This window comes from Pseudomonas sp. SD17-1, assembly GCF_029201585.1.
Classification (GTDB): Bacteria; Pseudomonadota; Gammaproteobacteria; order Pseudomonadales; family Pseudomonadaceae; genus Aquipseudomonas; species Aquipseudomonas palmensis.
On sequence record NZ_CP104044.1, the window covers coordinates 1,685,001 to 1,699,522 of the forward strand.

The 14,522-nt window shown below is 60.6% G+C and carries 12 protein-coding genes and 2 rRNA genes (1 of these 14 only partly in view); 6 read left to right on the forward strand and 8 right to left on the reverse strand.

The genetic code is table 11. The annotated features are described in order from the left end of the window. Both N0B28_RS07695 and rrf read left to right on the forward strand, forming a co-directional pair. A 23S ribosomal RNA gene (locus N0B28_RS07695) occupies window positions 1–1,681 on the forward strand (it extends 1,209 nt beyond the left edge of the window). A gap of 138 nt (window positions 1,682–1,819) precedes the next feature. Further along, window positions 1,820–1,935: ribosomal RNA gene (gene rrf / locus N0B28_RS07700) — 5S ribosomal RNA — on the forward strand. 122 nt (window positions 1,936–2,057) lie between these two features. Here rrf and N0B28_RS07705 read toward each other — a convergent pair. Next, a complete protein-coding gene (locus N0B28_RS07705) occupies window positions 2,058–2,600 on the reverse strand; it encodes a hypothetical protein (protein ID WP_058542066.1) in 543 nt (180 codons plus the stop codon). Window positions 2,601–2,917: 317 nt separating this feature from the next. On the opposite strand from N0B28_RS07705, the gene N0B28_RS07710 reads away from it, so the two are divergent. After that, entirely contained in the window at window positions 2,918–3,922 is a 1,005-nt protein-coding gene (locus tag N0B28_RS07710) for a sensor domain-containing diguanylate cyclase (RefSeq protein ID WP_275731306.1), read from the forward strand. A 38-nt stretch (window positions 3,923–3,960) separates the two neighbouring features. Here the strand turns inward: N0B28_RS07710 and lpdA are convergent, their stop codons facing one another. The 4 genes from lpdA to N0B28_RS07730 are packed head-to-tail and all read right to left on the reverse strand — an operon-like array spanning window position 3,961 to window position 8,934. Further along, window positions 3,961–5,343 carry a dihydrolipoyl dehydrogenase gene (gene lpdA, locus N0B28_RS07715; RefSeq protein ID WP_100634315.1) on the reverse strand — a complete coding sequence of 461 codons (1,383 nt, stop codon included), beginning with the start codon at window positions 5,341–5,343 and terminating at the stop codon, window positions 3,961–3,963. A gap of 2 nt (window positions 5,344–5,345) precedes the next feature. After that, complete coding sequence (locus N0B28_RS07720) at window positions 5,346–6,641, reverse strand: dihydrolipoamide acetyltransferase family protein (RefSeq protein ID WP_236176446.1); 1,296 nt, start codon at window positions 6,639–6,641, stop codon at window positions 5,346–5,348. Next, window positions 6,642–7,700: an alpha-ketoacid dehydrogenase subunit beta gene (locus N0B28_RS07725; RefSeq protein ID WP_043861770.1), complete on the reverse strand. Its 1,059-nt coding sequence runs from the start codon at window positions 7,698–7,700 to the stop codon at window positions 6,642–6,644. Window position 7,701: 1 nt separating this feature from the next. After that, a complete protein-coding gene (locus N0B28_RS07730; RefSeq protein ID WP_043861771.1) occupies window positions 7,702–8,934 on the reverse strand; it encodes a 3-methyl-2-oxobutanoate dehydrogenase (2-methylpropanoyl-transferring) subunit alpha in 1,233 nt (410 codons plus the stop codon). Between the two features lie 199 nt (window positions 8,935–9,133). On the opposite strand from N0B28_RS07730, the gene bkdR reads away from it, so the two are divergent. The 3 genes from bkdR (at window position 9,134) to N0B28_RS07745 (ending at window position 12,616) form a co-directional block, all read left to right on the forward strand. Further along, window positions 9,134–9,625: a Bkd operon transcriptional regulator BkdR gene (gene bkdR, locus N0B28_RS07735; RefSeq protein ID WP_043861772.1), complete on the forward strand. Its 492-nt coding sequence runs from the start codon at window positions 9,134–9,136 to the stop codon at window positions 9,623–9,625. A gap of 235 nt (window positions 9,626–9,860) precedes the next feature. After that, complete coding sequence (locus N0B28_RS07740; protein WP_173925107.1) at window positions 9,861–11,102, forward strand: glutamine synthetase family protein; 1,242 nt, start codon at window positions 9,861–9,863, stop codon at window positions 11,100–11,102. Between the two features lie 173 nt (window positions 11,103–11,275). Further along, entirely contained in the window at window positions 11,276–12,616 is a 1,341-nt protein-coding gene (locus N0B28_RS07745; protein WP_123753571.1) for an MFS transporter, read from the forward strand. Window positions 12,617–12,752: 136 nt separating this feature from the next. On the opposite strand, the gene N0B28_RS07750 is transcribed toward N0B28_RS07745, so the two are convergent. From N0B28_RS07750 to flgM, 3 genes are all read right to left on the reverse strand, one after another. After that, window positions 12,753–13,496 carry a flagellar brake protein gene (locus tag N0B28_RS07750; RefSeq protein WP_043861775.1) on the reverse strand — a complete coding sequence of 248 codons (744 nt, stop codon included), beginning with the start codon at window positions 13,494–13,496 and terminating at the stop codon, window positions 12,753–12,755. Window positions 13,497–13,576: 80 nt separating this feature from the next. Further along, a complete protein-coding gene (locus N0B28_RS07755) occupies window positions 13,577–14,044 on the reverse strand; it encodes a flagellar protein FlgN (RefSeq protein WP_043861776.1) in 468 nt (155 codons plus the stop codon). 46 nt (window positions 14,045–14,090) lie between these two features. Beyond that, window positions 14,091–14,402 carry a flagellar biosynthesis anti-sigma factor FlgM gene (flgM, locus tag N0B28_RS07760; protein ID WP_043861777.1) on the reverse strand — a complete coding sequence of 104 codons (312 nt, stop codon included), beginning with the start codon at window positions 14,400–14,402 and terminating at the stop codon, window positions 14,091–14,093. Window positions 14,403–14,522: the final 120 nt, after the last annotated feature.

The window sequence follows — 14,522 nt, forward strand, 5'->3', positions numbered from 1 at the left end:
GAGAAGCTTGCTGGAGGTATCAGAAGTGCGAATGCTGACATGAGTAACGACAATGGGAGTGAAAAACTCCCACGCCGAAAGACCAAGGTTTCCTGCGCAACGTTAATCGACGCAGGGTTAGTCGGTCCCTAAGGCGAGGCTGAAAAGCGTAGTCGATGGAAAACAGGTTAATATTCCTGTACTTCTGGTTATTGCGATGGAGGGACGGAGAAGGCTAGGCCAGCTTGGCGTTGGTTGTCCAAGTTTAAGGTGGTAGGCTGAGATCTTAGGTAAATCCGGGATCTTAAGGCCGAGAGCTGATGACGAGTTGCCATTAGGCGACGAAGTGGTTGATGCCATGCTTCCAAGAAAAGCTTCTAAGCTTCAGGTAACCAGGAACCGTACCCCAAACCGACACAGGTGGTTGGGTAGAGAATACCAAGGCGCTTGAGAGAACTCGGGTGAAGGAACTAGGCAAAATGGCACCGTAACTTCGGGAGAAGGTGCGCCGGTGAGGGTGAAGGACTTGCTCCGTAAGCTCATGCCGGTCGAAGATACCAGGCCGCTGCGACTGTTTATTAAAAACACAGCACTCTGCAAACACGAAAGTGGACGTATAGGGTGTGACGCCTGCCCGGTGCCGGAAGGTTAATTGATGGGGTTAGCTAACGCGAAGCTCTTGATCGAAGCCCCGGTAAACGGCGGCCGTAACTATAACGGTCCTAAGGTAGCGAAATTCCTTGTCGGGTAAGTTCCGACCTGCACGAATGGCGTAACGATGGCGGCGCTGTCTCCACCCGAGACTCAGTGAAATTGAAATCGCTGTGAAGATGCAGTGTATCCGCGGCTAGACGGAAAGACCCCGTGAACCTTTACTATAGCTTTGCACTGGACTTTGAATTTGCTTGTGTAGGATAGGTGGGAGGCTTTGAAGCGTGGACGCCAGTCTGCGTGGAGCCATCCTTGAAATACCACCCTGGCAACTTTGAGGTTCTAACTCAGGTCCGTTATCCGGATCGAGGACAGTGTATGGTGGGTAGTTTGACTGGGGCGGTCTCCTCCTAAAGAGTAACGGAGGAGTACGAAGGTGCGCTCAGACCGGTCGGAAATCGGTCGTAGAGTATAAAGGCAAAAGCGCGCTTGACTGCGAGACAGACACGTCGAGCAGGTACGAAAGTAGGTCTTAGTGATCCGGTGGTTCTGTATGGAAGGGCCATCGCTCAACGGATAAAAGGTACTCCGGGGATAACAGGCTGATACCGCCCAAGAGTTCATATCGACGGCGGTGTTTGGCACCTCGATGTCGGCTCATCACATCCTGGGGCTGAAGCCGGTCCCAAGGGTATGGCTGTTCGCCATTTAAAGTGGTACGCGAGCTGGGTTTAGAACGTCGTGAGACAGTTCGGTCCCTATCTGCCGTGGACGTTTGAGATTTGAGAGGGGCTGCTCCTAGTACGAGAGGACCGGAGTGGACGAACCTCTGGTGTTCCGGTTGTCACGCCAGTGGCATTGCCGGGTAGCTATGTTCGGAAGAGATAACCGCTGAAAGCATCTAAGCGGGAAACTTGCCTCAAGATGAGATCTCACTGGAGCCTTGAGCTCCCTGAAGGGCCGTCGAAGACTACGACGTTGATAGGTTGGGTGTGTAAGCGCTGTGAGGCGTTGAGCTAACCAATACTAATTGCCCGTGAGGCTTGACCATATAACACCCAAGCAATTTGCGTCGAACGACCAGATTGCGGTGTTGTGAAGACACAGTAAGCCGAAGATTTGTAACTCACAAACATCACATACCCGATTCGCTGGAGTGTCTGAACAAGACCTTCTGGCAACAGAATTTCTTGACGACCATAGAGCATTGGAACCACCTGATCCCATCCCGAACTCAGTAGTGAAACGATGCATCGCCGATGGTAGTGTGGGGTTTCCCCATGTGAGAGTAGGTCATCGTCAAGATTAAATTCCGAAACCCCTATCTGCATCTGCAGGTAGGGGTTTTGTCTTTGTGGGCTGAAAGTTTCCTGCAAGGCGGGCATAAAAAAACCACCTTGGGAGGTGGTTTTTTTACGTAATACGATTCAGGCCAGCGGGTCCGTCCTGTCCTTCTCGTCGGTGCCTTCTGCCGACAGTGTCTGTGAACCTGCCAGTGCATTGACCGCATCCATCTGTTGAGGCGGTTGCAGCTTGGCCATGGTTTTTATCTCCATTTCTTCCTTGATGCGTTGAGCGATCTGCTTGTCGATCAGTTCTTTCTTCTCAGGGGGTAACTCTTCGTATTCTTCAAGGCTCAGCCCAAGTTCGCGCAGCATCTTTTCGCGAATTTTCTGCTCGGGAGACAGTGCCATGTAGTCGCGAAACTCTTGCAAGGCAGTGCTCTCTGGTTCTTTCGTGTCGAAGATCTCTTCCAGGTTCTGCAGACTGACCTTGAACTTTGCGAACGCTTCTTGCTGGTTGTCGTGAAAGCGCTGCTCGGAGTGACTGGCACTCCCGCGCGTGTCGGACGTCGACTGAATGGCAACTGAAACAGGTACATACGGCACAGCATCGCTGTCTGTAGAAACACTGCTACGTTGCTGAGTGGTAGCGGCTACCTGCCAACCATAATCATTGATGATGCTCACCTGAAGGTCTCCCGATACTGTGCAGAGCAAGGGAAGAGCAAGGGCTGTGCCAGTTACCTCACGCTCTGAACCCTCTGTATTACAAGGGGGCAGCAATGCTCGGCCGTTTACTCTGGCACGCTGTTGCCCCAAAGAGGAGGATGATTGCCGCAGGCGGCAACAGCCAAGGCCTGCAGTTGGACGTGCGGTCGGTTCCGCCTGCCGCTTCCATTCTTTCGCGAGTATATTGTTCGAAATTTCGCGCAGGCTTTGGCGCATAACAATCGGCAGCACCATCATTGAGCTGGGGCGTAGTTGCTGGACAGGGGAGAGTGTCCATGAGTGAGAATACCGCTTGCGTGATGGCGCCATTGAGCGACCTGGGGCAAGAGCAACTGCAAACCCTTCTGGACCTGGTCAGTGATGGCATCTGGGACTGGAACGCCAACACAGGCCATGTCTATCGCAACCCGGGTTGGTATCGCATGCTGGGCTACCCCAGCCACTCGCTGGACAATACGGTGTTCACCTGGGAAAACGTCATTCACCCCGAGGACTACCCGCGGGTGATGGCCTGCTTCGAGGACTACCTGAGCCAGCGCGCGCCAAGCTACCAGGTGGAGTACCGTTGCCGTTGCAAGGATGGCAGCTACCTGTGGATCGAGGACAGCGGGCATGTGGTTGCGCGCAACCCTGATGGCTCGGTGGCCAGGATGTTCGGTGCACACCGTAACATCGACGACCGCAAGCGCCTGGTTGCCCATCTGGAGCAGCGCAACAGCTCGCTGGAGTCACTGATTGCCGAACGGACCCGGGAACTGTGCTGGGTGAACGAGCAACTGAAACGTCAGCTCGATGAGAACCGTGACCTGGCCGAGCGCGACTCGTTGACCCTGGCGGCCAATCGTTATCGCCTGGAAAAGGCCCTGCTTCAGGAATGCGAACGTGCCGGCCGCTTTCGTTTGCCCTTGAGCCTGATCCTGATGGATTTCGACGATTTCAAGCCGATCAATGATCGTTACGGCCACGCCCGTGGCGATACCGCTCTGGTAGAGGTGGTCGAACAGATCCGTAAGTGTGTCGGCGCCGAGCACCTGCTTGCCCGATGGGGGGGTGACGAGTTCATGGTGTTGATGCCAGGGAGTGACCTGCAGGCAGCAATGGCGGTAGCCGATGCCATCCGCCAGCAGGTGTTGAGGTTGCCCCCAATTGGCGAGCACCGCGTCACATTGAGTTTTGGCATCGCCCAGTGGCGTGGCGGCGAGCGCCCGGAGCAACTGGTCGCCCGTGCCGACCAGGCGCTCTATCGCGCCAAGGCCGGCGGCAAGAACCAGATCGCCTGATGCCTGGGCGTCGATGATCGACGCCCAGTGGGTTCTGGCTACAGGTGCAACGCGTGCCCCAAGGCACGCAATGCAGCCTCCTGCACAGCCTCCCCGAGGGTAGGGTGGGCATGGATGGTTCCGGCCACATCCTCGAGCCGGGCGCCCATCTCCAGTGATTGTGCAAACGCGGTAGACAGTTCCGAAACCCCCACGCCGACAGCCTGCCAGCCCAGGATCAGGTGATTGTCGCGACGCGCCACTACGCGTACGAAGCCGCTTTTGGATTCCAGCGTCATGGCCCTGCCATTGGCCGCGAACGGGAACTGCGCAACGATGCAATCCAGGCCTTGCTGTTGTGCGGCCTCCGGTGTCTTGCCTGCCACCACCACCTCGGGGTCGGTAAAGCACACTGCCGCGATGGCCACCGGATCGAAAACCCGCTGCTTGCCGGCGATGAGTTCGGCCACCATCTCGCCCTGGGCCATGGCGCGGTGGGCCAGCATCGGCTCGCCGCTCAGATCGCCGATTGCCCACACATTGCGCATGCTGGTCTGGCAACGCTCATCGATGGCAATGGCTGAGCCATTCATCTTGAGCTCCAGGGTTTCCAGGTTGAACCCTTGTGTGCGTGGCCGACGTCCTACGGCAACCAGCACCTGATCGGTTTCCAGCGTCAACTGTTCGCCATGCGGGTCCCTGATCTGCAGGCACTGGGTGGCGTTATCGAAGCCTTCGACGCTGTGCTTGAGGTACAGCGTCACGCCCAGTTTCTTCAGCGACTCGGCTACCGGCTGAGTGAGCTCGCTGTCATACGTAGGCAGGATACGCTCGCGCGCTTCCACCACGCTTACCTCGACCCCCAGCTTGCGGTAGGCAATACCCAGCTCCAGGCCGATATAGCCTGCACCCACCACCGTCAGGCGCCTTGGCAGGCGTTGCGGGGCCAGGGCTTCGGTGGACGAGATGATCGGGCCGCCCAGTGGGAGCATGGGCAGCTCCACACTGCTGGAGCCCGTGGCGAGCAGCAGGTGCTCGCACTGAATGCGCTGGCCTTCGACGTCGACGGTTTTGCCGTCGACGATCCTTGCCCAGCCATGAATCACCGTCACGCCGTGTTTCTTCAGCAAGGCGGCAACGCCGCTGGTCAGGCGGTCGACGATGCCGTCCTTCCAGGCCACGCTCTGGGTAATGTCCAGGCTGGGAGCCTGTACCTTGATGCCCAGGCTGGAGTGCTGGCTGTGCTGACAAGTCTGGTGGAACTGCTCCGCTACATGGATCAGTGCCTTGGATGGAATACAGCCGATGTTCAGGCAGGTGCCGCCCAGTGCCTGGCCTTCGACCAGTACAGTGGGGATGCCCAGTTGACCGGCACGAATCGCCGCGACATAACCGCCGGGGCCGCCCCCAATGATCAGCAGGGTGGTATTGAGAGTCTGCATGGTCACTCCACAAACAGGCTGGCAGGTTGTTCGAGCAGGCCGCGGATGGCCTGGATGAAGAGCGCGGCGTCCATGCCGTCGACCACACGATGGTCGAACGAACTGGACAGGTTCATCATCTTGCGCACCACGATCTGGCCGTTGACCACCATTGGCCGCTCGACGATGCGGTTGACCCCGACAATGGCCACCTCCGGCGTGTTCACCACCGGTGTGCTGACGATGCCGCCCAGTGCGCCGAGGCTGGTGAGCGTAATGGTCGAGCCGGACAGCTCTTCACGGCTGGCCTTGTTGTTGCGGGCGGCGTTGGCTACCCGGGCGATCTCGCTGGCATTGCTCCACAGGCTGCCGGCCTCGGCATGGCGCAGCACCGGTACCATCAGCCCGTTGTCGCCCTGGGTGGCGATACCCACATGCACTGCACCATGGCGGGTAATGAGCTGGGCTTCGTCGTCATAGGTGGCGTTGATCTGCGGGAATTCGCGCGCGGCGATCACCATTGCCCGTACCAGGAAGGGCAGCAGGGTCAGCTTGCCGCGGCTGTCACCATGCTTCTTGTTCAGGTGCACGCGCAGTTCTTCCAGCGCGGTCACGTCGATTTCCTCGACATAGCTGAAGTGCGCGACGCGGCGCTTGGCATCCTGCATGCGCTGCGCGATCTTGCGGCGCAGGCCGATCACAGGCACCTGCTCGCTGTCGTCACGCCTTGCATAGCCACCGGGGCCCGATGCACTGCTGGTAATCGGTTGAACGAGAAAAGCGTCCAGGTCTTCGTGCAGGATGCGCCCGGCAGGGCCACTACCATGCACATAGCGCAGCTCTATGCCCGCATCCAGCGCGCGCTTGCGCACCGCCGGGGAGGCCAGCGGACGCTCGTTAGCCTCACGTGGCACGATCGTCGGTGAACGCTGTGCGTTGCCTGAAGGTGCCGCTGCCGGGGTAGACACGACGGCGGGCTGGGGTTGGGCTTCGGGTACGCTGGCCTTCGGTGCGGCAGCTACCGCAGGCGGCGTGGCTGCTGCCGGCTTGCCGGCGCCTTCCTGATAGTTGCCGGCCCCTTCGACCTCGATGCGAATCAGCTCGCTGCCTACGGCCATGACCTCACCGGGCTGGCCGCCCAGGGCCAGCACCTTGCCGGTGACCGGCGAAGGAATTTCCACGGTGGCCTTGTCGGTCATGACGTCGGCGACCACCTGATCTTCGGTGACGGTATCGCCGACCTTTACGAACCATTCCACCAGCTCAACCTGTGCGATGCCTTCGCCGATGTCCGGCATCTTGATGACGTGCGTGCCCATTCAGACCTCCATGACCCGTTTCAATGCCGCACCCACTCGCGATGGGCCGGGGAAGTACGCCCATTCCTGCGCGTGCGGGTAGGGGGTGTCCCAACCGGTGACACGTTCGATCGGGGCTTCGAGGTGATGGAAGCAGTGCTCCTGTACCAGCGCCACCAGCTCGGCGCCAAAGCCGCAGGTGCGGGTGGCTTCGTGCACGACCACACAGCGGCCGGTCTTCTTCACCGACTCGACGATGGTCTCCAGGTCCAGCGGCCACAGGCTGCGCAGGTCGATGACCTCGGCGTCGATGCCGGTCTCTTCGGCAGCCACCTGGGATACATACACCGTGGTGCCGTAGGTCAGTACCGTCACCGCATTGCCTGGGCGGGTGATGGCAGCCTTGTCCAGTGGCACGGTGTAGTAGCCATCCGGTACCGCGCTGGCGGGGTGTTTGGACCAGGGCGTTACCGGCCGGTCGTGGTGCCCGTCGAAAGGGCCGTTGTACAGGCGCTTGGGCTCCAGGAAGATCACCGGGTCGTCGTTTTCGATCGAGGCGATCAACAGGCCCTTGGCGTCGTAGGGGTTCGAAGGCATCACGGTACGCAGGCCGCAGACCTGGGTGAACATCGCCTCCGGGCTCTGGCTGTGGGTCTGGCCGCCGTAGATGCCGCCACCGCACGGCATGCGCAGGGTCAGCGGGGCCACGAACTCGCCGGCAGAGCGGTAGCGCAGGCGGGCCATCTCCGAGACGATCTGGTCCGAGGCAGGGTAGAAGTAGTCGGCAAACTGGATTTCCACCACAGGGCGCAGGCCATAGGCACCCATGCCCACGGCGGTGCCGACGATACCGCTTTCGGAGATCGGTGCGTCGAACACCCGCGACTTGCCGTACTTGTTCTGCAGCCCTTCGGTGCAGCGGAACACGCCGCCGAAGTAACCGACGTCCTGGCCATAGACGACAACATTGTCATCGCGCTCAAGCATGATATCCATGGCCGAGCGCAGGGCCTGGATCATGGTCATGGTGGTAGTCGCCATGGCGGTTTCCAACTGGATAGTGGTGTTGTGATCGTTCATGTCAGATCCCCAGTTCCTGGCGCTGGCGCCGCAGGTGTTCCGGCATTTCCTTGTACACATCCTCGAAAATGCTCGCCGGGCTGGGCATCTGCCCGCCGGCCAGGGTGCCGTACTGCTCGGCTTCCTTCTGCGCACTGATGATTTCGGCTTCCAGCTCAGCAGTCACCGCCTGATGCTCTTGCTCCGACCAGTGCCCGATGGCCACCAGGTGCTGCTTGAGGCGGGCGATCGGGTCGCCGAGGGGGAAGTGGCTCCAGTCGTCGGCCGGACGGTACTTGGACGGGTCGTCCGACGTGGAGTGCGGCCCGGCGCGGTAAGTCACCCATTCGATCAGGGTCGGGCCCAGGCCGCGGCGGGCACGTTCGGCGGCCCAGCGCGAGGCCGCGTACACCGCGATGAAGTCGTTGCCGTCGACCCGCAGCGAAGCGATGCCACAGCCAACGCCGCGGCCGGCGAAGGTGGTGGATTCACCACCGGCGATGGCCTGGAAGGTGGAGATGGCCCACTGGTTGTTGACCACGTTGAGAATCACCGGGGCCTGGTACACGTGTGCGAAGGTCAGCGCGGTGTGGAAGTCCGACTCGGCCGTAGCACCATCGCCGATCCAGGCCGAAGCGATCTTGGTATCGCCCTTGATGGCCGAGGCCATGGCCCAGCCGACCGCCTGCACGAACTGGGTCGCCAGGTTACCGCTGATGGTGAAGAAGCCGGCTTCGCGCACCGAGTACATGATGGGCAACTGGCGACCCTTGAGCGGGTCGCGCTCGTTGGACAGCAGCTGGCAGATCATCTCCACCAGCGACACGTCGCGGGCCATCAGGATGCTCTGCTGGCGGTAGGTGGGGAAGCACATGTCGCTGCGGTTCAAGGCCAGTGCCTGGCCGCTGCCGATGGCTTCCTCGCCCAGGCTCTGCATGTAGAAGGACATCTTCTTCTGGCGCTGCGCCACGACCATGCGGCTGTCGAACAGCCGGGTCTTGAGCATCGCGCGCATGCCTTGGCGCAGCACTTCGGGGCCGATGTCCTCGGCCCAGGGGCCAAGCGCACGGCCCTGTTCGTCGAGCACGCGGATCAGCCCGTAGGCAAGGTCGGCGGTACCGGCGGGTTCGGCATCGATGGCGGGTTTGCGGACCTGACCGGCGTCATTCAGACGCAGGTAGGAGAAATCGGTCTGGCAGCCTGGCCGGCCTGTAGGCTCGGGCACATGCAGACGCAGGGGGGCGTACTCGTTCATGCTTTTTTACGCTCGCTCTGTCTTGTGTTTTTGTTGAGCTTTGAAGCGGTCGCTACTGAACCCGGCTTGTGACCGGAGAGTCAGTCTTGCCTACATCATATTCCGCTGGCGGAAGAATATTTTTCTCAAGTTCATTGCCTTTGGGCTGGCTTGCGGATAAACATTCTTCAAAAGAACAAGAAGCAGGTGAATTTGTCTCATGCGCAAACTGGATCGTACTGACATCGGCATTCTCAACAGCCTTCAGGACAATGCCCGCATCACCAACGCCGAGCTGGCCCGTTCGGTAAATCTGTCGCCCACCCCCTGTTTCAACCGGGTCAAGGCGCTGGAGGAGCTTGGCGTGATTCGCCAGCAGGTGACCTTGCTGTCGCCCGAAGTGCTGGGGCTGGACGTCAACGTGTTCATCCACGTCAGCCTGGAAAAACAGGTGGAGCAATCGCTGCACCGCTTCGAAGAGGAAATCGCCGAGCGCCCGGAAGTGATGGAGTGCTACCTGATGACCGGCGACCCGGATTACCTGCTGCGTGTACTGCTGCCGAGCATCCAGGCCCTGGAGCGGTTTCTGGACTACCTCACCCGCTTGCCCGGGGTGGCCAATATTCGCTCCAGCTTCGCCCTCAAGCAGGTGCGCTACAAGACTGCGCTGCCGCTGCCGGCCAACGGTATTACGCTGCCAGGCACAGTGTAGACAGCTTCTACGGGTTGGCTGGCGGCGTTCGTCCAGCGATCGGGACTATATGGTGCTTGATATTTTTAACACCCCCGGACTATGTTGTTCGGGTCGCCGTTCGCGGCTTGTTAAAAATAACAAGGATCAAGTCATGACGACCAATGGCCAACGTTCTCTCGCCGAGCGATTGACGGGCATTGATGAAATCGAATGCGTCACCCCCGACCTCAATGGCGTGCCTCGCGGCAAGGTGATGACCGCCGAGGGGTTCCTGGAAGGGCGGCGCCTGCAGATGGCACGCGGCGTGCTGCTGCAGTGCATCATGGGCGGATACCCTGCGGCACGCTTCTATGGCAGCGACGACGGCGACCTTGCCCTGGCGGCCGACCCCCTGCATATCTACCGCCTGCCCTGGAGCGACGAACCAAGGGCACTGGCGATCTGCGATGCCAATGAGCTCGATGGACAGAGTTCGGGCTTGTCCACCCGCGGCCAGCTCAAGGCGGTGATCGAGCGGTATCGCACGCACGGCCTGGCGCCAGTGGTGGCCACCGAGCTCGAGTTCTTCGTGTTCGCTCCCAATCCCGACCCGAGCCAGCCGTTCCTGCCGCCCACCGGGCTGGACGGTCGGCGCGAGGACGGCCATTCGGCGTTCAGCGTCAGTTCCAACAATGGCCTGCGCCCGTTCTTCAGCGAGGTCTACCGTTGCATGGAGGCCCTGGGCCTGCCGCGCGACACCTTCATGCACGAGATGGGCGTCAGCCAGTTCGAGATCAACCTGCTGCACGGTGACCCGCTGCTGCTTGCCGACCAGACCTTCCTGTTCAAGCACCTGCTCAAGGAGGTTGCGCTCAAGCATGGCCTGAATGTGGTGTGCATGGCCAAGCCGCTGGCCAGAACCCCAGGCAGTTCGATGCACATTCACCAGAGCGTGGTCGAGATCGACAACGGCCGTAACGTGTTCAGCGATGCGCAGGGGCAGCCAACTCCTGCCTTCTATCACTTCATCGGTGGCCAGCAGGCATGCATGGCCGACTTCACCGCGTTGTTCGCACCCAACGTCAACTCCTACCAGCGCCTGTGCCACCCTTATGCATCGCCCAACAATGCCTGCTGGTCGCAGGACAACCGCGCTGCGGGCCTGCGTATCCCTGCCAGCGCACCGGTAGCGCGCAGGGTCGAGAACCGCCTGCCCGGGGCCGATACCAACCCCTACCTGGCCATCGCCGCCAGCCTGGCGGCCGGCTTGTACGGCATCGAACAGCAACTGGAGCCGGCGCCAGCGATCCAGGGCGAATTCGAGGTGCCCGACAACCTGTCACTGCCCTGCACGCTGCACGCGGCACTGGAGCGTCTCAAGCGCAGCCAGTTGGCGAGGGAACTGTTCGGGACTGAGTTCATCGAAGGTTACATCGCGTCCAAGACCCTGGAACTGACCAGCTTCTTCGACGAGATCACCCCGTGGGAGCGGCGCGTGCTGGCGGCACAGGCGTAACTGCGGGGCGGCAATGCCGCCTGGCGCCAGGGTAAGCTGAGGCAGGTGGCAGCCATGATCGAGATCATGGTTTGTCACCTGTTTTTTTATGCTCGGCCCGCCGCGTCGGTGTTTTTTTCACTTATGCTTTCAAGCAGTTTTTTCACCTGCTCAAGGGGCCCTCAGGGACGTCGATGCGAAGTATCTGGAAGTCTTTTCGCGCGCTGTATTTCGCCGCATTGATGATGTTGATCGGTTCCGGCCTGTTGAGCACCTACCTGGCCCTGCGCCTGGCGGCCGATCAGGTCGACAGCCTGTGGGTCGGTGCGCTGATGGCGGCCAACTATTTCGGCCTGGCGCTGGGGGGCAAGATCGGGCACCGGCTGATCGCCAGAGTGGGGCATATCCGCGCCTACGCTACGTGTGCCGGCATCGTCGGCGCAGCGGTGCTTGGTCATGGTCTGGTCAGCTGGTTGCCGGCCTGGCTGCTGCTGCGGGTGATCGTCGGCCTGGGCATGATGTGCCAGTACATGGTGATCGAGAGCTGGCTCAACGAACAGGCCGACGCCAAGCAGCGTGGGGCGGTGTTCAGCGGTTACATGATCGCCTCCTATTTGGGCCTGGTACTGGGCCAGCTGATTCTGGTGGTTCACCCGCAGCTGGGCCTGGAGCTGCTGATGCTGGTGGCCATGTGCTTTGCGCTATGCCTGGTTCCGGTGGCCCTGACCCGGCGCATCCACCCCGCACCGCTGCGTCCGGCCCCCATGGAGCCGCGGTTCTTCATCAAGCGCGTCCCCCAGTCGCTGAGTACGGTACTCGGGGCGGGGCTGATCGTGGGGTCGTTCTATGGTCTGGCGCCTCTGTACGCCTCCAAGCAGGGGCTCAGTACAGAACAGGTCGGTGTGTTCATGGGCTGCTGCATCTTTGCCGGCCTGCTGGTGCAGTGGCCATTGGGCTGGTTGTCGGACCGTTACGACCGGGCCGTGCTGATTCGCAGTGTGGCGGTGGGGCTGGCCGTCACCTCCCTGCCATTGGCGCTGCTGCCGAGCGTGCCGCTCGAGGTGCTGTTCATCACCGGTTTTGCGGTCTCGCTGCTGCAGTTCTGCCTCTACCCGCTGGCGGTGGCGTTTTCCAACGACCACGTTGAAAGCGAGCGACGGGTCTCGCTCACCGCGATGCTGCTGGTGACCTATGGCGTGGGGGCGAGCATCGGGCCGCTGGTGGCCGGTGTGCTGATGAAGACCCTGGGCGACCAGATGCTTTACGCGTTCTTCTGTTTCTTCGCGCTGGTGCTGGTGTGGCGCATCCGTCCCAAAGCGGTTACCAACCTGCATCAGGTCGAGGATGCGCCATTGCTTCACGTAGCGATGCCGGCGGCAGGTTCACCGCTGTCTGCGGCGCTCGACCCGCGGGTTGATGAGCAGGTGGTGCAGGATCAGATGCAGGCACCGGTAGGTGCCGAAGATACCGAGGAGGAGGGCTCGCCCGGGGAGGCTGAGGGCGTCGAACCTGTCAAGCCTGCGCCAGAAGTGTGAGTGGCGTGGGGGCAGATAGTGGCGAAGGGCTGCGTCTGAGTTCCGCTGGCAGGCGGGGCGCCAGGCGCCCCTTTGCGGATGAATCCGTTGCCGCTGAATGGGTAGCTACCCTTGGAAATGTGAAGCGTGATGTCTATCAGTAATCGTCTTTGTCGAAGCGTCGCGCTTCACGTTGCAGCTGGTACACAAAACTTTCGATCTTGCGCGCCATCTGTCCTGTCACGTTATGAAAGCGAATGCCGGCGAAGGTGGCGTTCAGGCGCTCTTCATAGTGCAGGTGGCGCAGCTCGACCATTACCTGAGAAAGCCCCAGCGGCAGGCCGGTAGCAAACTTCTCGTAGACCTGGCCCAACTGCAACCGCTCCTCGATATCGCCCTCGAAGCGAAGCTTGCAGCCAGTAGCCGAAATATCCAGCAGCTTGCCCTTGAGCGGGTGCTCGCCACGCAGTTTCTCGCCGTCGAAAATCACGTCAACCAGTTGCGACAGCTTCAGTGCCGCGCGAAACGCATTGCGACGCTGGTGATAGGTAACTTCTGTGGGCAGGCTGCCGCGGTAGCAGCGTGAGCCGTCAGAGGTGCTGATGCTCAGCGGGGTAGTGCAGTCCCAGGCAATGCGCACGCCGTCATGGAAGCCTTCGATACGGAATGGTTCGCCATTTTCGAGGAAGCGTTCGCCATCGCGCGGGATCATTTCGTCCAGGGCCATGCTGTTGCTGTCCCGGTCTACCTCCACCACATAACTCTGGAAGCGCTGGCTGCGTTCGGGGAACGTGATGATCAGTGGGTCATGGCTCTCTAGCAACATCCGCAAATGAGCGGCAATTTCCAAAGGCGTAGTCAGCACCTTCGGAGGCTGAGGAGCTTCTTCGTCATTGAACACGGTTGATGAATCTCCAGGCAAAAACGACACAGGCAATTGCTGGCATTCTGCCAGCATGAATCGTGCCTTGATAGAGGGGGTCACGCCTGGCTGAGTGCACGAGGCTTTGAAAGCGGCGATGTAGTGCCACGGGCATCGTAGAGCGACGGTGATTCGCCACCCATGAGGATCTTGATCTGGTTTTCGGTGGTGTACTGCTGAAGCTGGATCGCCTGGCCGTTGCGTGCGTTGACCGCCTGGCAATCATTCATCAGCGCAGCCAGCACATCGAGCTGCTCGATGAGCAGGGAGCCCAGGTCCGATTGCTCGGCCATGGCCACTACACCTTCGCGGCTTTGCGGCAGGCCCAGGTTCGCAAGCAGCGCACTACGTCGTTGTCCGCCTTGATCGAGCAGCACCACCAGCGATTGCTTGCGGGCCAGAATATTTTCCAGCAAGGGCATGTCGCGGCCATGCAGGGCCACGGCTTCAGCCTGCAACAACTCGAGCAGTTGTTGCGCTGGAGCAATATCATCTTCGATCAGTTGCAGCAGAGTAGTGTCGTGCATTGGCTGGCTCTTGGTTCTAGCGTCCTGAAGTCAGCGCGCCAGAGGGCTAGCGCTGGGCTTCGAAATTAAGCAGTTTGCTGGCGACGCGCTGGGCGTCCACCTGGTAGCTGCCGTCGGCGATGGCCTGTTTCAACTCGGCCACGCGGGCGCTGTTGACAACCGGTTGATCGCGCAGCTTGTCGCTGACCTGTTGCAACTGCTGGGCCTCGTGGCTCAGGTGTACGGCTTCTCCGCTCTGGCCAGCCTCGGTAGCGCTGGTGGCGGTGCGAGCAGTGGCCGTGCTTTCCTGGCTGTTGCCAGTGCGCACGGCGCCCGTCACGGACGGGGAATTATTCAAACGACTGAAGTCGATGACCATGATCAGAAAACCTCTGGGTGTTTGGACGCTTGCCTTGTTTTCGGCCAACCCGAAAGAAACTTTAGACGCAAATGCAGTGCAGCTTGCGCGGCCAGCCCATCAACCCGGTTCGACACAGTT